The organism is Yersinia sp. SCPM-O-B-9106 (C-191) (assembly GCF_026183365.1).
Lineage (GTDB): Bacteria > Pseudomonadota > Gammaproteobacteria > Enterobacterales > Enterobacteriaceae > Yersinia > Yersinia rochesterensis.
Map to the genome: position 1 here is coordinate 3,566,331 of NZ_CP110791.1, position 19,556 is coordinate 3,585,886.

A 19,556-nucleotide genomic window follows, 5' to 3' on the forward strand; every position below is an offset into this window, starting at 1 on the left:
TGCTGCTTACCTGCGTAGGCTTTCTTCTCGAGTCTATTCACTTCGCCCAAACTAGTACAACTCAGCAATTCAACGACTGATAAACTGGAAAACACAGCAGGAACGCTTGTCTAAAGACTAAATAGCTCTAGCCACCACTGATGACACTGTCATCAGTGGTTACTTTTTGACCTTCTGTTTATGGTTGCAGGTATGTTGTTCGAATCTCTGCAAGTAATTTCGAAATAGACTCTGGTTTGGCCCGTTTTTGTTCTGGTTTGTTCTGGGGTTCAGCGATTGTCTTTCGGGTGGGGGTAACTGCTGAAGCTGTAGTAGTTGGGAGGCTGGCAATAGTATTAAATTGGCCATTTCGAGCCCGTTTCAACGTACCCAGCAGGTAGGCTGCGACATTGCGTACTTCACCCGAACCAATCCGTTTAGCGACGTCATCCAGAACGTATTGCCCTAATTTCTCGGGCAGAGCCAGCAATTTTGGTTCCACGCAGTCTCTGTCCTGTGTGGTCAAATGCTCAATCAGGGCTTGTGGCCATTTCAATTGGGCCGGTGATTGGCTAGGGGCTACATATGTATCTTTTACACCTTGTGTAGAACTACGTACTACGTAACGGTTCGATTTTCGAACTTTGCTATAACTCGTTGTTTTTATACTGAGTTCGGATATCGAACTCAGTGATTTTCGTACTGATTTACTGCGATTTTGGCTTAGTTCGGCATTCGAACTGGGTTGAGGTTGTGCAGTATGGCGTAATTTCGCGAAGTCTTTAGGGGTTTGGGGGGCTGATAATCTCGCTTCAAACATCTCTATGCGTGAATGCCGGTGACGCATGGCCGTGTCAGACTTAATGTCGTGTAGCACGGCAAGTGCGGTTAAACGCACTGACTTATTACCATGTCGGCAAGCCTGTGCCACAGTGTCTAACCAACCTGGGTCAAAATATTCAGCATCACGAAAACCCACAGGTTCATCATGTTGTGCATAAATATTGCCCCGCACCCGCCCCCCATTATCGCGCACTCTTTTGCACAAACTTAACCAGCCAGTAAGCCGAAGCATTAACAGCGCACGACTGACGGTTTCGCGGGAAGCTTTATCTAAGTGAGGGGCAGAAAGCTGCAGTTGCAGTTCATCATAAGTTGGAAAAACTGCCCCTTCATTTTGCTGAGCATAAAGACGGATCATTACCCACGCCATTTTATCCAGAGCAGATAGTCGTTCATCTAAAAATAATTGGCGTGGAATGGCATCATGCACATTCCCCAGAAACACCAACCCGCTTTGTTCATTTGCTGCTACACCGGACTGTGTTTTCTGCGCTATACGCACTGTCATTTTCGACAAAGTATGTTGAATAACGTTATCTAGAACGGGCGAGACCATTAAACTTCACCCCGATGTTGCTGTTTTGACCAACCTTTTGCCAGCGCCCATACCGACGTTAAAGCGATATCCTGTTTCTCGGCGATATTCATCATGACTTTCAAGGCATCCAATGATTCCAGATTGGTCACTTTTTCCTTATTCCATAACTCCCAAACAGCAATTTCTTCCGCTTCTGTCGGGGTTAATGTTCGCCCTTGGCGTACAACGATACCCATTAGCCGCCGCCGGGTACTCACCTCAGTTGCCGTCAGCCCGAAAAAGCTCTGCATCATCTCGATAGAGCCCCCCAGAACAAGCGATTTGTCTATACATTGCGCCCGTATTTGCTCCTGCCGAGCTTGCGTCAACATCATGTTCAGATTGGTATGATTGATATGAAACGTCAAAATAGACACTGGTGTATTAACCAGATAATGAAGGTCTTCCACTGTTAGCCGGTTCAGTTCCTGCAGTTCAGTAATTGTCAGCCCCATAGCTTCACAACGCCGGATATTGCCGGATTTTAGTTCCATTAAAACTTGGGTGAGCAACGTATTCGTTGTAATACCAATGGGTAAACTACACATTTTTCCCCCTCCCAATCCCGGTTCCTACTTTGCGGTTAAATTCTAATAAGCTCTGACATTCCACGCAGTGTGAAACACCACTGATAGCTATACGACGTTCCTCTGGGATGGGGTCCTCACACTCCAGGCAAAACAGGGTAGGTTCTGCATTCAGTCGAGATCTTACTGAGGCAATTTGCTGTTCAAGCATCAGCTCAATGACCTTCTGTGCGTTATCAATAATGTCAGGCATCATATGCATCCTTGCAGGTTTGTAGATTGCAGGCTTCTTCTCGCTGTAGTTCACGCAATCGGCGGAGAATTCTAAGCAAGCGTAAGTACTTTACGGCGTATATATCATTGAGCCTTGGTTCTCCCAATGAGGCCGCTGATCCAGTGATGGATATTGCCAAAAATGCCAATGTTCCTGATGGCGATCCTGACTCAGCACATAGAGTTATTAATAACTGAGCTTCGGGAGCTAATGTTGCAAAATTAAGGTTAATAAAAGAGTAGCCCGCACTCATTCGTTCTTTATTTTCCTGAAGACTGCTTTCAAGTCCCATGGATTCCGCCAGTTCAAATGCCAGACGAAAAGCCATATCCTGCAGATGTTCAATATCATCCTGTAACTTAGATATCAGCCAAATATCTGTCACCGGCTCCAACCCTGCATTTGCGAAAGCGACTGAGGATTGCTGAAGTTGCGGGGTATCAGCCATACATGAACGGGGTTCTGCAATGGGAGTAACGGGTGTTGGATTAACCAAAGAAGTCGTTGCCCGCACCGATTCTTTGGGCTGTTGATATAAATCCAGTTGCTCTTCTTTGTTGCTCTGTTTTCTGGGGCTGGAATGGCTTATCTGCGCTGGAGGTATAGCGTTGTCGGATATTTCTAATGGTAAAGATACCGGCTTAACCGTGGTCTTTTCATCCAAGTGATGCCGAGGCGTTTGAGTTGGTTCACCAAATAATTTACGACGATTCTGTTCGGTGGGATCGAGCTCTATTAACCATCGGTCATAGGTATTATCTGGAGCGGGTAGTGCTTTTAATAATGATCCGATTAACTCATCTTTAAACACTTCATATGTGAAACTTTCGGGGTTATCCAGAGATCGGCAGACTTGCCCAAAAATATCGTCAAACTTGTCTAAAAGATCGTAATTAATGGAAGAGTGATCCCAATACTTCTGGGCGGCGGTACGTAATGCAATAAGCTGAATTATCTGTGGTCTTCCCATTCCTGAGTTCAATAGTGTAGGAATATAAGGATAAAGATGCTCGACCGTATAGTTCATGCGACTGATATTCGATTGGGTTATAGGATAACCATCAGTACGCAAGAGAGTTTCTAGCTCCCGCTGGGATACTATTTTACCCAGTTGCGTCTCATAAATAGATCTGGCTTTGGCGATACCCAGTGCTTTCTCTATAAATGACAGATCACCTCTGACATCATTTTCTGCCAAATGACCAATCAAGCATTGTAATCGCCCTGGCCAGGGTTTAAAAATGCACTGAATATGGCGAAACCGTTCATCCTGGGTTTCGGTCCATAATTCCATCAGAATGCTATAACGCGTATTACCGCCATCACTGAAAATATAGACATCCTCTTCATTTTCAGGATCTTTGGTCACTTTAGGTATGGAATCTAAGCCACGAGCGCGAATAGAGGCTTTGATTTCCTCATATTTAGGGTTTCGGCTGGTACGTGGGTTATCTGGGTTTGGCCTCAGTTGAGCCAGAGTCAGATTTAATGGTATTTCGCTGACAGGTAAAATGGCAACATTATTACTGGTTGCACGAGGAGTATGTCCTCGCTTTAATAGTTGTTCTTTGAGAGCTATGCTTTTAACCGCCATAGTCCCTCCCAGATATTGGCTCGAATCGCGTAATTTCGGACTGATATTGTACTTTTACTGTGCCAATTGGCCCATTTCGCTGTTTTCCAATAATTATCTCAGCTATTCCCTTAGCTGGGGTCTTATCGTCATAAAGCTCATCACGATAAATAAACATGATCACATCAGCATCTTGCTCCAAGGCTCCTGAATCACGAAGATCGCCATTATTGGGCCGTTTATCGGGCCTGTTTTCAAGTGAGCGATTAAGCTGAGAAAGTGCCACGACTGGACACCCAATCTCTTTCGCCAAGACCTTTAATGAACGTGATATTTCTGCGATTTCTTGCGTACGGTTCTCCTGTCCAGGGCAACGCATAAGCTGTAGATAATCCAGCAGAATTAACGATGGAGTACCATGTTTACGGGCATTTTTGCGAATACGGGAACGTAATATTGAGGAGGTCATATAACTGGAATCGTCGATCAACAAACGGTTCTTCCAATCAGTGAGTAATATCTTTATTGCAGCACTGACTCTCCCCCAATGTTCATCACTCATATTACCGTTACGTAAGTTCTGTAACGGCACTCTTCCCAACATGGCAATAAAGCGCGACAGTAATTGTTCTGTGGGCATTTCCAGACTGTATATCTGTACCGACTGAGCAATTCGGCCATTTAACGCCCCTTCACACATGGCTAGCCCGAGTGCGGTTTTCCCCATTGATGGGCGTCCGGCAACCAGAATAAGATCTCCAGACTGCAAGCCCGTGGTGAGTTCATCCAGTTGTTCAAAACCCGTTGGAGTACCAACAATGTCATCTGGATTACTACAGCGTTGTTCCAAACGTTCTAAATAGCTTTCCAGAACGGTAGGCATATCAGCGATAGAATCAGAAGAGTGTTGCTCTCCAATACTAAATAATCGCCTTTCGGTATCCTCCAGCAGTTTCGCCAGATCGGTTCTGGCATCACTGGCCTGCCCAACCAGATCATGTCCTAATGACAATAACTGGCGCTTTTGCCCATAACTGGCGACATATTCAGCATAGGCAACAACATTCGCGGCGCTGGGTGTGTTCTTTGACAGTTCCGCTAAATAAGCAAAGCCACCGGCCTGTTCTAATTGCCCCTGTTGCTCAATTGATTCCGTTACAGTAATGAGATCGATGGGTTTTCCCTGCTCAAGCAACTTTGTCATTGCGGAAAAAATTAACTGATGTGGCCGTGAAAAGAAGCTTTCAGCAGAAATAACCGTGGCAATATCATCCCATCGGTCATTATCCAGCATTAAACCACCCAGTACCGATTGCTCAGCTTCTACTGAATGTGGAGGGAGATACGTGGTCATTCCTGTTCTCCTTTGGGTTGTGCAGCAAGAACAGTATCAAAGCGTTCTATCCACTCAGGAAATAGCTCACAGACCAATGAATGCATGGTCTGTGCAGCAGCAGGACTTTTACGTTCGGTATGATATTCAAGGCGATGAGCAGGAAGCCCTAAACTATGCCCAGATTTGTAAACATCCAAATCATAAAGTTTGGTCTGTAACATAGAGACTGAAATCTCTACAGATCCATAGGCTCCCTGTTCCACAATATCAGTTAGGGCATCCAATGCATTTCTGGCTAAGACGGTATAGTCCATACAGTTAATCAGCACCTTCACAGGTGGCAGCACAATTCCAAAATTGTTGTAGGGCAATAGCCCTTCCATCAAGGCGATAGTGCCGCGTAAGAATTCCCGCACATCAGGGACGATCGGTTTTATCATCGCGACTGCGGTGTGGTTAGTTGCCAGAATAACTAACTCCAGCATGATGGAACGGGCACCTTGGGAATCAATTACGATGACATCGTAAGATTGAAACAAGGGGTGCATTAACAGATTACGCAAACGGATACGCCCATCAGGCATATGCATCATGGCTGTTTTTAATTGCTCATGGGGATCGTTAGAAATGATGAGATCAAGATTATTAATATTAGTACGAGAAATGAGTTGTTCTGGCCGATTGAGTTCAACCGTGCGCATGAGTAATTCGTATAGACCGCAGGGGGCTTCATAGCGAAGTGAGTAGTAGCTGGATGCCGTTGGCTGAGCATAATCGCCATCAATAAGCAGTGTTTTTAGACCTGCATCAGCACAAAAGCCACTAATATTGGCGGCATGGGTCGATTTCCCCTCCCCACCTTTTGTAGAAATTACTGAGATCACATGCATACACGTTACCTGGATTAGTTATCCAAGTGACGAAATTACTGTTGGTATAACAATTACGCAGGGATTGAAAATCCCCGTGTCCTTGGTTCGATTCCGAGTCCGGCACCACTATTCCATAAACGGACGTCCACTGACGTCCGTTTTGCATTTTAAATCCTGCTGTTACTGCTGTCGTCCCCTACTCCATATCAACTGAATTCAATCTGATTCTACCTACATCAAGTTACACCTATAGGCATAAATGCCGGTGCAGTCCAGTTAGATAATGATTATATCCACAAAGTCTATTCCAGAGGCTATCCATGGCACTCACCGATGTGAAAGTGCGACCGAAGATAAACCTTACAAACTGACTGACAGCGCTGGCATGCATTTGCTAGTTCATCCCAATGGGCCAAAAATACTGGTGGCTACGTTATCGCTATCTCGGCAAAGAAAATACCCTAGCATTAGGGGTCTACCCCGCCCTCTCACTTTCAGAGTCGCGGGCTAAACGCGACGCCGCACGCAAATTAATTGCCGATGGCTCCGACCCCAGTGAGGTCAAGCGTTCGACAAAGGCTTTACCCGATGCCACTCAAACATTCGAAGCTATTGCCCGGCGCTGTGGTGTTTCGGCTTACTGCTGCCAGACCTTGCGTACACCGTAAACACTGTAGTTTTCTTCGTATATCTAACGAACCGGCCTTGTTTACTTTACCAAGCTCATTACATTATCTATTTACCGACGGAAGGGTGGAATTTCCCTTGTTTCAGTTCTTCACGCAGGATGGCATGTTCATCTTCGGTAAATTTATATTTTCTCATAATCAGAATGCGTATTACTGCGCCTAAAGCAGGTAGCAGAGAAATACAGAAAAACAGGCCATTTAATGTCCATTCCGACTGAGCCACATTGGGTATATAGCCCAATACTGATAAAATCAGGCCAGAAAGCCCGCCAGCAACAGCAACTGAGAGTTTACCGACAAAAGTCTGCCCAGAGAAAGTGATAGCAGCGCAACGCTTACCGGTATGGTAATAAGAATATTCCACCGTATCAGCAATCATTGCGGAAATAAGCGGGTTGGTCATCATGAAAATTGCTGTAATCACGGCTAACCAGACCATTACATAGACCACATTGTGATAACCGGTAAACCAGAAACCGATGCGAGCTATTATCTCCAACACACATAGAGCAATGAATAAATCTCTCTTTTTAAAGTGACGGGTTAAGAATGGAGTGCCAAGGCAAGCCAATGCACAGGCAAAAGTAATTAAACCTATAACAGAAACTAATTCAGCATCTTTCATATTATAGGTGAAGAAGAAAATATAAAATGTGTTAACGATGTTAGAAAAAACGTTCATGAAAAAGGCGCTAAGTATAAAAAATAGCGGCTTATTTTGCCAAACGACAATAAAGGTCTGCTTTAAGGTGATTTTTTCAACTACTGTGACTTTGACGCGCTCTTTGATATTAAAGAATCCATTTAACATCAGTATCACCCCCAATGTCATGAGGATGACAACACCAGCAAGGTAGCCGCGGTCAGCACTGTTCTCTGCAAACAGTCCACTGATATAAGGGAATAAAACCATTGTGGCACCAATACCGGCATTAACGCCGAGCATTGCACAAGTTGCTGTTTTGGCACGTTCTTGCGGCTCATCCGTCATTACTGTGCTCATTGACCAGAATGGAATATCAGAGAGGGCATATAATGTTCCCCATAAGATATAGGTGACACCAGCATATATTGTTTTCGTCATCAGGCTGGCTTCGATATTATAAAATGCAGCCACGGTGACGATGAAAATCAAAAAAGGTGTAAACATCAAGTATGGGCGGAATTTTCCACGCCGCATATTAATGGTATCCATCACACCAGCAATCAATGGGTCATGTACTGCATCCCATACCCTGGCGATTAAGAAAATCATACTTGCTGCTACTGGTGAGATTCCCATAATATCAGTGTAGAAAAAGAGAATAAAACTGCCTACCAGCCCAAAACTGAAGCACTGGCCCATTCCATACCCAAAATAAGAAGCAAGTTCTTTCATTGGGATTTTTGCACCTGAATGATTTATGTTCATTCTTAGCCTTTATATTATGTGGGGTACAGGTGAACTTTCTAAGTTCCGCTATGGCAATATATAGGTTTTAGAAGCCATAACGGAATAGTCTATTCTTATTTTGTTAGCATTTTGATTATTTCTATTTCTGCTGGGTCATAAGCAATGCCTTCTTCATTTAAGACATCATGGAACCAGCGTTCACTATAGTTATTATCTCTGCGTTTTATTTCAGGCCACGGAATATAAGTTTGCGTTTTCCCTTTAACTAAACCCCATTGATAACAACCAATTCCTTCAGCCTTAAACAAAGGTAATTGGTCTTGTACTTTCGATTCTGCGTGACGTGCCAACCATTCAGTACACAGCATCGGGCGTTCATATTCCTTCAGGATTCCGATCGCTTTTTTCATCAAATCTAGCGGCACATAGGCATGGAAAGAAATAATGTCGGACAATTCCAGTGCCCGGCGATCTGTCGGATGCTCATAAATCGGGGCATCGAGATCTAGAATATTGGCAATATGCCAGGCAGCTACAGTTAATGGTTGTGATGGGTTAATTTCCCGCGCCCAAGTAAATGCTTTTTCCATTAGCTGGTGGCTGTATTCTTCCAGTGCAGAGTCAAAGGCTTCTTCACCTGTTAAGGTGAAAATCATGCGGTTAGTGGGTTCGTTGTAAAGATCCCAAATAGCGATCCGTTCGTCTTGAGCGAAATGACCAATAATATCTTTGATGTAAAGCTCTACATGCCCCCATAAGTAAGGTTGCATTACGATATTACGACCAGGGCTGGCAGCGGCTTGGCTATTATGCAAACCGGGAGTCGGTTGCTTCTGTTGCCCAATATAAGGATGGTCACCAGAAAATCCGCAATCATCCATTAGGGTCAACATCACTTTGATGCCAGCACCTTGACAAATATCGAGAAATTGTTCAATGCGAGCTATTAATCCATCACGGTCTAGCTGCCAGACCACAAAAGGTAAATTGGTGCGTAGCGTGTTATATCCCGCGTCAGCGGCCCATTGTAGTTCTTGGGCAATGTTTGCAGGATCGAAAGTATCTCGTTGCCACATTTCGGTCCAGTTAACTGCGGTACGTGGTAGGTAGTTAAAGCCACACAACCAGCCCTGTTTTTTATGCCATTCCCATGACTTTTCTTCAGACCATTTATTCATTTTTATTCTCGCTCGATAAATTATTAGCTCATTAGCTAATATATTAGCTAATTGAATAATAACAATGAGCTAATGCTTTAAGAGTGAGCTGATTCACGAAATTATTTTCACAGACAAACATAAGTTGTTTAATATCAATCAGTTGTTTTTTTAACAAAGTTAGATAGGTGGGAATTCTGATAAATGGAGTAAATACATGAGAGGTGAACTTAGCGGAAAGCTGATGCCTAATCCTGTTGACTAAAATCTGTTAGTATAAAAAGAGATGAAACATAGCCAGTATGAGTAAAATATGAGTAAAAAAACTAAAGTTACCATGAGTCACATTGCGGCTAAGGCGGGAGTCTCTCAATCGACGGTTTCATTGGTGTTGAATGGTTCCTACAGTATCAAATTAGCCGACGACACTAGAGAGAAAGTGCTGCGTATTGCCCAGGAAATGGGTTATGTCCATAAAGCAGTAGATCGACCGGTAGTGAGAGAAAAAATAGCATTAATAATTAATGGCTTAATCAATCACGACCCCTTTATTGAAGCCGTGAGTGCGGTTCAGCAGGCGGCTTGGCAACATAACAAACTATTGGCTATTTTTGATCAGGAAAATGAACCCGAACATTGTATCGCTTTGGAAGAGGAAATCAGTGGAGGAGGTTATCAGGGGGTGATTTATGCATCCTGTATGACTAATCAACTGGCACCGATGTTCCACAATTTATCTATTCCAATGGTAATGTTGAATGGTTATAGCCCTGAGCTGCCCGATGTCCCTTGTATATTACCCGCAGATAAGATTGGTGCTTATAAAGCCACCAGTCATTTATTAGATCAAGGATATAAACGGATTGCTATCTTGGCGGGTGAGTTGTGGATGGATGCGGCCAATGATCGTATTTACGGTTATCGACAAGCCTTAATAAACCATGATATTTGCCCTGACGAACGCTATATCCAAGTCACCAACTGGTCATTAAAAGAAGCTTATAATAAAACATTGGAGTTACTGGCACTGACTCCTCGGCCAGAAGCCATTTTCTGTAGCAGTGACTATATCGCCTTGGGATGTTATCAGGCGATTTTGTCACAAGGGTTACATATTCCTGATGATATAGCGGTAGTTGGCTATGATAACCAAAGTATCGCCTCAGAACTCACCCCTGAATTAAGCTCAGTAGATTTACCCTATGGCGAAATGGGGGAGCTGGCATTGCACACCTTGCTGAAAATTACACAACAGCAGTCTCTGTTATCATTGAAAATGAGAGTGGAGGGGGAGTTGGTCATTCGTCAGTCTTCAATAAGACCGGTTAAATAGCTCATTACCTATCGCTGCGACCAAGTGTAATATCAGCTATTTGTTCACATGATTTTGTTTACATAACGCCGCTATTACACTTGCAGTGAATCTGTCTTTTAATACTTCAGTAGAGCTTTTCAAATGAGGGAGATTTAGTCATTAATACTATATTAAACGTCTGTTTTCGAAGAAACTAAACTCCAGATAACACATATCTTATTTCGCTAACAGCGTTCAGCATCAGGCCCTTTGGTTAAGGTATAACGTAGATTTTGTCTAATGGCTTCAATTGACAAAATCCAGAATACAGTGCCAAAAAATTCAGAAATCAATGCTTCTGGGCCTGCAACCCATAACCATCCAGATAATCCGAGTAAAGGAACGACTAAACCATGCGCAAATACAGAAACACCGATACCAAAAACGATCCCGTGTAACATTTTTACTTTGGGAAGATATTCTGCAATTACGCAGTATATAATAGCGATGACTATTGAAAGATAATATGAACACCATTACCACCCCAATTAAGCGTGTAATCCATCCAATGGTAAGTCATCGGGTCAATATTTACCCCCTATTTTTCATAGTAATACTACGGATGGCGGTATGGTTTTAGCGGTTCTTAGTGGCAGTATTGTTTCAAAACCAGATTTGACTAAAGCTGAAAAATATCTGCAATAACACTAATGTAAATAGCAAGGCTGACATGTCTAGTATTTTTTAGTCAATTCAAAAACATTTAAAATTATATTTCCCTTAAGATTAATTATTAGTATAGGGGAAGTAAATAGATGAATAAGTTTTTTGCAATTAGTAGGCAATATGTTTTATGGCAAATTGAGATACTGAGCTACATCACTCGTCTAAGCTAAAACTTAGCCATCTGGCACTTGGACTGATAGCAACTGCATTGCAGTAAGTTTTCACCACTGCCTATTTTTTCTGTAAAAACATTTGGGCTTATAACCATCCCTTTATAATTGTGGACGTCATGACAATAACAATAAGCAAATAATATAATCATAATTATTATAATAAGTTATACTCGGCGCACAAATAATGAATAGAAAGATAATATAAAATAAAAGATTAAAAAATTATTGGTATATAGTGATATCTATGGATATAACATACAGAAATATCAGACTAGCGAGTGACGAGGATGCCGTATCATCGGGATTAGCCGAAAGCTTTTAATGGTAGTGGTATAAAATTGGTGAAACCACACATCAAACTTCCGATCTTTTAACGAGGTCATAAGTTATTTTTTCAGTCAAAATAGATTTGATTTAAGGTTCGTGTCATTTATACATTCTATAATTGTCCTATAGATCATTATAGATGGAGTTTTAAGTAATTGTATGAGAATATATTTTATTATTACTATGCTAATTGCCGTGACAATATTGAGTTTATTTTACATGGGAAACTTTGCAAGCGGGTTAGTACATTGGTGGTATGACTTTTTTGGATTTCCCATATAGTGATGGTAATGGTAACCATTTAAGGTGTAATGTGAAAGGTCATATGGCACTGATAGTCTTAATTATGGCGACTATTTGTAGTTTTTATTATATTTTTAAAATAGCAATTTGGTTTATAAATTATTAGGATGGATCAACATCTCTTTAGCTGATTTTTAAAATAAACAATAAATTTATTTGAGGTTATCAAGCTTTTATTATGAGCCATGTGTTTACTATAATGGCTGGAGACTGACCTGCATAGACGTTATTGAAAATAAGGATTCTCAATTTATTAGTTTGTATCAAAAGAAACTTAGACACTAAAGTTGCATCATTTATGAAATCAACGGACTCACTCTGATTTAGCTGTTTCGAGATAGCCAGTAGTGCCAAATACCGTGCTGGTAGGTGTTGTTTTCCCTTGCAGCGATAATGTAGTTTCAGCTGGCCCTTAGGCGAGTGTTTCTATTTATGGTTCCTGTAATGTAGCGCTTGAATCACACTTTATAGCGGGCCATTCAATCCAACTGTAGATATCAGAAAAACACTTGTTCTGATAGTTACCATTTAAATAACTGATAACTACCAGAACAGCGCTAAATAACCATTGGTAAGCCAATATTTATTAATATTGGCAATTGATTATTTAACACATAAAATTAACTATTTTTGCCATGATGCTATTGTAACATTAACCGGATAAACATCCGCTGCTACATTCTGTTTGCTATCAACGACTAAATTAACCTTTGCGTTATTAGCATATTTTCTCCACATACGATCACTTTTAAAATCGCCATAACCCTCTTGCGCCCCTGCATCTAATCTTACTCTTAGCGTGTGTTTAGGATCACCTTTACCCGCTACTGTCCAGCTAAAATTACCCGTATTATAGTCTGTAGCAGTATTATCACCAGTAATCAACCAAGATTCAGTACCTGTAACTAACCCGCTGACGGTTGCAAGTACAGTCTCTTCCTGATCACCTGCGGAAATTTGTTTTGACGGTGTTATGGTCCCAGTAATAGTTGTTCCTGAAATAACAGCTATTTCCGTAGTCAAAACTTTTTGAGTACTTAGATCTACCGAATCCGCGTAACTTGCTCCAGAGATAGAGCCCAGAATCGCTACACAGACCAATTTCTTGATATATTTCATACTATTAATCTCCTTTAATTAAAATAAAAATCACATTCATTCATAAAAGAATGTTTTTTAAATGAGGTTAAATATCACCTCAGGTCAGACAATAAAACAACACCATTAATCTCAAGTACATATCTATCAGTTGCAATATATTGATCACCATCAGAAACAAAATAAAAATTAATAGTGTCATCATTGGTCAATACATCAATTTTGTTTTCAGATTGAGAACTAAATGGCACACCACTAGACTCAATACGCAGCCTCAATATATTAAGGTCATTATTAACACCTTTTAATATATATGAGCCAGGTCTACCATTAGAAGTTAAATTATCACCCCACAATCGAAACCCAGTATGATTACCGTTGTAAGTAATCATTCCTCTTCCAAAAACGGCCCCATCACTTATGCGGCCTGACTGCATTATATTATCGGCATGAAATGTTAGTTCCACTTTATCTGCGGCCCATAATTTATTCGATAATAAAATACAAAGTAATACGGCAAAAATTGCGCGAGAAAAATACATCATAATCTTAATATGCCCATAGAAAATGACAGAAAAGTGAGTCATTAAAATCTATAAAAATTTTTCAATAACAAATGCTGTTTATATGATAAAAACCGGTTTTATTCTTTTTATTGGGCAGAGAATATTTCACTTTACATTGTTCCTCACCCCACGCGACAACCAATTCACCTTTATTCAATAAGCCAGTTAAATACACCAAACTGTTATCATCAACAATTCCAACATATCCTTCTTTTCCATAAACTTTTACTTGGGCCCCGAACGGAATTTTTCCCCCGTTATCCCGACGTATGGTCATAAAAGCTTTAGATCCTATACTGGTTTTAAATTTTGCCTCTACGACGGCTCCCCTGGTAGGTACCACTTTTGTATCCGTCTGTATAATTTCAGTATTAGACGGAAGCTGCGTAGGATTAAGGTTAACAATATTTTCCTTATAAGGCGTTAAACCAGATACTGTTGTATAACCACGGAAATCAGTCTTAACTCCAGGCCATCCTCCAACAGATATATCAGAGGCACCAGGTGCAATAGCTAATGCTAAGGTATCGCTAAACGGTTGCCCAAAAGTTACACCCCGATGGTGAATAAGCACTCCCCCCATAGCATTCAAACCATACTGTCGAACCGACGGGCCATAGCTGTAATTCCCCCCCCACTGTGCATAAGGGCCATTCCATGTAAAATGCATCGAACTGCTATTTTGTTCACCAGATCGGCTACCAGTCCGATAATTCTGACTCAAACCCCAGTCAAGTTGTCGATCAAAGGCCTGCCCGCTGAGTCCAATATCTTGAGTTTGTTCTCCGCCAGGGTGAGAGGTTAATTGCCAGTTAGCTCTAGCGTGATCCCCCCCCCATATATCCAGAGGTATGCTCATCCAAAGATTAGCTCTTCTGTCTTTGCGATATTCCCCTGATGGCAATCTAGCTCTGTTTTGGCTCACATTGAGTGAAAATGACACATCTCCAATACTCGTGTCATACCCGAAAGAATAGCTTTTATTATTCCCTTGGTTGCCACCCCGAGCCATGATTGAACCATTTAATCTAAATCTGCCGAAACGCCCTAAAGATTGCCCAAGTGACATAGTCGTGCGTGAATTCAACCTTGAATGAGAAGAATATCGTTCATTATCTAATACACCATAACGGTAACTATCGAGTACCCCAGCCAAATCAAGATACCCTGGTGAAATACTTTGCCGGCTAGAGACTGAAAAATAGGTTCCTGTTTTTTGCAACTGATTACTGTAGCGCACCCGCCAAATAGCACCTTGCTGTTCCCTATTATTATGAAGCAGACCTTTGGCGCCACTAGCATCAACTGACACACTCCCCCAGAAACCAAGTGATGCACCTAATCCTAACGAAGCTGCCTGATAATATTCGGCCTCCTGAACACCACCATAAGCAGTCATATCCAAAGGTAACCCATACATCAAAGTCGCTTGGCCAACCGGCACCTTCTCTGATGACTGATAGGAAGGTCGGTAATATCCGGCCATCACGTTGTACTTAAAATAACCTTCTCGTAAAGCAATCGCTGGTGTTTGGTATTGGACGGTAAATTTTTGTGGAGCACCATCGGTCTCCCATACTGTAACCTGAAGGTCGCCATTGCCATTCGTTACAGATAAATCACGTAAAGCAAAAGGGCCCGGAGAAACGGTTGCATTATAAATGGTATAGCCATCATCTTTTACCTGAACACGAGCTTGTGTTCTGGCAATACCTTCCACTAACGGCGCAAATTGCTTCATGTTATAGGGAATCATGCTGTCATCAGAACCTAGCATAATGCCCCTAAATGGCACACTGTCGAAAATATCACCAGGAGTAGAGCGCTCACCTAGAGTCAATCGGCTTTTCCGGCTATATAATCCTCTCTCAGCATAGGTATAGGCTCTTTGCCATCTACCATCGCCGCGCTGGCTATTATTTTGCCAATTGGTTGAGTTTCTAAAACGCCAAGCCCCAATATTGACTCCTGGTTGCAGTTGTACCCAAGAAGCATCACTTCTTCTAACTGCCCCAATATGATATTCCGAGCGTGTTATATTGCCGTTATAGTTCATTAAAAATGCAGAAATACCATCGTCCCAACTTTCCTCAGGGGCGATCCCTACTAGTTTTGGGCGCAGCGCAATCTGAGGAATACTGAGCAAAAGCTGTTGATTATTCAGGTCAAGAGTGGCATTTGCTTTCGGTATTGCATTAATATTTACACACTCTTCGCTATTATTATTTTTGTTAGCAGAACTTAGTAGTCTTGGATAATCTTCAGTTTTTACGCCATAGCGAGACAATTGACTAATAGTAAGACAAGGCACCAAAACAGGGCCATCTTTGCCGTCTTTCTTCAGGCGGAAAGTGACGTCCCTACTATCCAATTGAGTACTATTTAGCATAATATCAAGCTTATAGGTCCCTGGTTGCTGTACTCCCAAATTAAAGAGAGATATATCAACATTATTTTTTGTATGGCCAAGCATTGTTGGATCAAAAAAGTAAGTTTTTGACTGAGCTATTGGTGGTAATATCAGCAAAAACAACACTAAAGTAATTCGGTTATTATTCATATTTAATGGCTAACTAATGTAGGGGGCTGAGACAAATTTATTTCAGCGTCGTTTTAAAGGTTTTGCTTTCCCCACCATAATCAGTCGTTACCTTCCACTCTACGTTTCCAATAGCACCATCTGGTGATTTTATTTCTTTAGATGTAAAAGGTGGAATGTAATCTATATTACGCAACAATTTCCCTCCTACACTAGCTGAAGCAATATTCATATAAAATGGAGTCGGGTTATTGATGGTTATTTCTTTACCTTTTAATTTCCAAGATAATTCACCTGCAACATCCTCAGGGCTTCCTGAAATTGATTTAGGTCGATAAAACAACTTAATACAAGTACTAACCATCAAATTAAATGCGACCCCAGTATTATTTTTATAATTATCTACTGGAGGTACTGCTTTTATGCACAACCAATTTAACATCTCTCTATCATTATTAGGATGAGCATCTTCAGTCCATATTGTACGAATACGACTCTGTTGGTTTCCCTCAAGGCGGAATAAAGGAGGGGATACAATAAAAGAAGCTAGAGATCTTTTATCTTCCCCTAAAATAGACGACTGAACAAGCATAGGATAATCTTGAGGGTTCATTACAACTAATGATTGACCAGAAGAGCCTTCATTATAAATGATACGAGTCGCCCCCAACTTTACTGCAAAGTTTTTGGGAGTAATATTACTGACCAGACCCTGACCAGCAGAAACTCCCATGCAAGAAAAATAACTCACCAAAACAAAAAAATATATTCTCTTCATATTGAATTAACACCAATCAATAATACTTTGCAAAAATAAAAATATGTTATTTAACATAAATGCGTTATGTAGTTACACTTCTAGGCATAAAACCAATTAAAGGCTTTAACTTCAATCGAGAAAATAAATGCCTATAGAAGGAAAAACTAATTATCAACAAGTCTCGATAGGATTCATTATCCATTCTGGTCAGCTAATTGTCTGTCATCATTGGATTAAAATAATGAAAGGCAAAGACTAACTTAATGTAGGGTAATGACTACACTGGCGCAGGTATACTTTGCGGGGTTTGTTGCAAGAAGTGGTTTAGCTTGATTATTCCACCCATCAATGAGTAAAATCATCGACTCTCATTATTTGCAACAAGCCCGTTGAAACGGCTCGCACTAGTAGAGAAATAGCTTACGGAATATCACTGCTAACTTTCATATAGATATAGGTCACGAAATAATCATATCTGGAAGAATACTGATGGATGAATAATCTGGCGAGGAACATTAAAAAATGCATAGAACTAAAACAGGTATGTTTACAAATAGATGCTTTAACCTAATAAATTTTTATATTATGATGACTTTTCCAGCCAATAATGACCAAAATAAAATGGAAAGTATTGAGATAACATAAAAATTATCTATGTTAATTTTAGTTATAAAAACACCTTGAAGAGCTAATTATAATAAACTTAGCTCATAATATTATTAACTACACTTTCCGATCTTAAATTAATATCACAAATTGAATATTAATAAAAACATTATATATTCATGGCTTAAGAAATTAAAATCTCAATACCTAAGCAACTAATATAAAATGGAGTATTAATTAAAAACGATATCCTGCAGATATAGACCATACGCCACTTTTAAAGTCGCCACTTTTTGATTGTTCGTAAGAAGTATCGATAGCAATATTTTCGATAGGATTGATTTGTAACCCAAGAGCGTATCCAAAACCTTTCTTACGTGCTTTTTGTGATTCAACGTATCCATCTCGATAATCTTCACCTTCTAGCTTATAGGATGCTATTCCTCCCATAACATAGGCACTAATGTATTCATTCAGACGATAGGTTGGACCAATTTGTAGTGATGTGTAGTCAAAATGACCACGAGCAATCACCTTATTATTCACTAAATAATCAGTTCCCGAATATAATTTAGTGAGGGACGCTATAACCCCAAATTTATTGTCAAATTCGTATCTATACTTTATGTTTATACCATCAGGTTTACCTTTTAATTGCTCGGGGCTATTACCATTAATACTTTTATTCTTAAACTTGGTATTACCACTTTGAGCATACCCAAAACTTAACGTATTTTTACTTTCAGCAGATGCCAGAGATGAAAAAGATAAACCGATTACAGAAACCAAAACTAACTTGCCTAACATTATAAAAATTCCCTATTTCAATACTTATGTTTAGTTTTAATCTAGCGTATGACGTGATTTTTCTAGAAAATAAATTCTACATAACTACTTACAAACGGCAAGAAAATGTCAAACCTCATTTAGGTTAGGTTTAATATAATTAATTGTTGGCACCAAATAACCACTCAAAGTGTAAGAGTAAATTGAGTGTTAGGATCTCATCTTATAGCAATCTTATTTAAAAGCTTGTAATGTCCAAAGCAACATACTAGAATCGATTATTGTTTATGTAAAATTCCTATATTAGTTAAAGTATAAAAACAGATAAATTAGAGCTAACAACTTATTATATATAAAAATAATCTCAAGGATTAACAGCACCATAAATATGAAGACAAAGTCTCTTTGACTATTTTCACCGATTATTACCATCAGTGAAATTCTTGATGGGATGTGTATGTGGAACTTATTACCTCAATAACAACTTCAGTCATTAAGTAACATTTAACTTTTTAAAATAGAGGAATTAAATGAAAAGTGTATTGATTGTTGATGACCACCCTGTTGCCAGATTTGCGATAAGAGTGGCTTTGGAAAAAGAATTTTTAACTATAATTGGTGAAACCGATAATGGTCTCAAAGCTATCTCTATAGCAAATCATTTAACTCCAGATCTAATTATAATGGATATAGATATCCCTCCTATTACTGGAATTGAAGTAGTCTTTCGTTTACGCAAAAAAGGCTATAACGGAATGATTTTAATGCTAACAAGTAAAGATGATGACCATTATATTAAGCGAAGTGCTAGCGCGGGTGCCAATGGTTTTATCAGTAAGAGTAACTCATTGGATACATTAAGTGAAGCTATTCGCATTCTCAAGAAAGGATATAATATCTTCCCAAAGAAAAATATAAACAATGAAGCTATCCAACTTTCTGATTGTGATGAAAAGGATAAAATCACGTTACTTTCTTATAAAGAGTTACAGGTTTTAAAATACCTATCAAGAGGATATAGAGTCGTTGATATAGCCATTCAAATGAACATTAGTGATAAAACTGTCAGTACTTACAAACGCAGATTAATGCTGAAGCTAGAGATTAATAACATGATTGAATTATTAAATTTCACACTTCGGCACAATCTAGATTAAT

Annotated in this window: 16 protein-coding genes and 1 pseudogene; 3 read left to right on the top strand and 14 right to left on the bottom strand. The window is 40.2% G+C overall.

The genetic code is table 11. From position 1 onward, the window contains the following. Positions 1–178 precede the first annotated feature (178 nt). Genes OP863_RS16300 through OP863_RS16325 form a run of 6 tightly spaced genes read right to left on the bottom strand, consistent with a single transcriptional unit; the run spans position 179 to position 5,999 of the window. Positions 179–1,378, bottom strand: coding sequence for an STY4528 family pathogenicity island replication protein (locus tag OP863_RS16300; protein ID WP_265525579.1), 1,200 nt, complete (start codon positions 1,376–1,378; stop codon positions 179–181). Beyond that, a complete protein-coding gene (locus OP863_RS16305) occupies positions 1,378–1,947 on the bottom strand; it encodes a DUF2857 domain-containing protein (protein ID WP_265525580.1) in 570 nt (189 codons plus the stop codon). The genes OP863_RS16300 and OP863_RS16305 overlap by 1 nt, the downstream gene beginning before the upstream one ends. Beyond that, entirely contained in the window at positions 1,940–2,182 is a 243-nt protein-coding gene (locus tag OP863_RS16310) for a TraR/DksA family transcriptional regulator (RefSeq protein ID WP_229769057.1), read from the bottom strand. The genes OP863_RS16305 and OP863_RS16310 overlap by 8 nt, the downstream gene beginning before the upstream one ends. After that, positions 2,172–3,794 carry a ParB family protein gene (locus OP863_RS16315; protein ID WP_265525581.1) on the bottom strand — a complete coding sequence of 541 codons (1,623 nt, stop codon included), beginning with the start codon at positions 3,792–3,794 and terminating at the stop codon, positions 2,172–2,174. Before OP863_RS16315 ends, OP863_RS16310 begins: the two co-directional genes overlap by 11 nt. Then, positions 3,784–5,127: an SPI-7-type island replicative DNA helicase gene (dnaB-PI, locus tag OP863_RS16320; RefSeq protein WP_265525582.1), complete on the bottom strand. Its 1,344-nt coding sequence runs from the start codon at positions 5,125–5,127 to the stop codon at positions 3,784–3,786. The genes OP863_RS16315 and dnaB-PI overlap by 11 nt, the downstream gene beginning before the upstream one ends. Continuing rightward, positions 5,124–5,999, bottom strand: coding sequence for a ParA family protein (locus tag OP863_RS16325; RefSeq protein ID WP_221869675.1), 876 nt, complete (start codon positions 5,997–5,999; stop codon positions 5,124–5,126). The genes dnaB-PI and OP863_RS16325 overlap by 4 nt, the downstream gene beginning before the upstream one ends. Positions 6,000–6,301: 302 nt before the next feature. On the opposite strand from OP863_RS16325, the pseudogene OP863_RS16330 reads away from it, so the two are divergent. After that, positions 6,302–6,604 (top strand): annotated as a pseudogene (locus OP863_RS16330) (Arm DNA-binding domain-containing protein); the annotation flags it as partial. A gap of 112 nt (positions 6,605–6,716) precedes the next feature. Here OP863_RS16330 and OP863_RS16335 read toward each other — a convergent pair. Then, entirely contained in the window at positions 6,717–8,081 is a 1,365-nt protein-coding gene (locus OP863_RS16335; protein WP_265525583.1) for an MFS transporter, read from the bottom strand. 95 nt (positions 8,082–8,176) lie between these two features. Next, positions 8,177–9,241, bottom strand: a complete 1,065-nt coding sequence (locus OP863_RS16340) for a cellulase family glycosylhydrolase (protein ID WP_145588990.1) — start codon at positions 9,239–9,241, stop codon at positions 8,177–8,179. Between the two features lie 292 nt (positions 9,242–9,533). On the opposite strand from OP863_RS16340, the gene OP863_RS16345 reads away from it, so the two are divergent. Continuing rightward, positions 9,534–10,553 carry a LacI family DNA-binding transcriptional regulator gene (locus OP863_RS16345; protein ID WP_186368334.1) on the top strand — a complete coding sequence of 340 codons (1,020 nt, stop codon included), beginning with the start codon at positions 9,534–9,536 and terminating at the stop codon, positions 10,551–10,553. 206 nt (positions 10,554–10,759) lie between these two features. Here OP863_RS16345 and OP863_RS16350 read toward each other — a convergent pair whose 3' ends face one another. The 6 genes from OP863_RS16350 to OP863_RS16375 form a co-directional block, all read right to left on the bottom strand. Continuing rightward, positions 10,760–11,029 (bottom strand): DUF1440 domain-containing protein, encoded by a 270-nt coding sequence (locus tag OP863_RS16350; RefSeq protein WP_268967558.1) that lies wholly within the window; start codon positions 11,027–11,029, stop codon positions 10,760–10,762. A 1,638-nt stretch (positions 11,030–12,667) separates the two neighbouring features. After that, a complete protein-coding gene (gene afaD, locus OP863_RS16355) occupies positions 12,668–13,162 on the bottom strand; it encodes an AfaD family invasin (RefSeq protein WP_265525584.1) in 495 nt (164 codons plus the stop codon). 74 nt (positions 13,163–13,236) lie between these two features. Continuing rightward, positions 13,237–13,728 (bottom strand): AfaD family invasin, encoded by a 492-nt coding sequence (gene afaD, locus OP863_RS16360; RefSeq protein WP_265525585.1) that lies wholly within the window; start codon positions 13,726–13,728, stop codon positions 13,237–13,239. Between the two features lie 19 nt (positions 13,729–13,747). Next, positions 13,748–16,267 carry a fimbrial biogenesis outer membrane usher protein gene (locus OP863_RS16365; RefSeq protein WP_265525586.1) on the bottom strand — a complete coding sequence of 840 codons (2,520 nt, stop codon included), beginning with the start codon at positions 16,265–16,267 and terminating at the stop codon, positions 13,748–13,750. Positions 16,268–16,304: 37 nt separating this feature from the next. Continuing rightward, the gene (locus OP863_RS16370; RefSeq protein WP_265525587.1) at positions 16,305–17,024 is read right to left on the bottom strand and encodes a fimbria/pilus periplasmic chaperone; all 720 of its coding nucleotides are present in this window, start codon (positions 17,022–17,024) and stop codon (positions 16,305–16,307) included. 825 nt (positions 17,025–17,849) lie between these two features. Continuing rightward, positions 17,850–18,419 carry an Ail/Lom family outer membrane beta-barrel protein gene (locus OP863_RS16375; RefSeq protein WP_265525588.1) on the bottom strand — a complete coding sequence of 190 codons (570 nt, stop codon included), beginning with the start codon at positions 18,417–18,419 and terminating at the stop codon, positions 17,850–17,852. A 509-nt stretch (positions 18,420–18,928) separates the two neighbouring features. Between OP863_RS16375 and OP863_RS16380 the strand changes: the two genes are divergently transcribed. Beyond that, positions 18,929–19,555, top strand: coding sequence for a response regulator (locus OP863_RS16380; RefSeq protein WP_265525589.1), 627 nt, complete (start codon positions 18,929–18,931; stop codon positions 19,553–19,555). Position 19,556 lies beyond the last annotated feature (1 nt).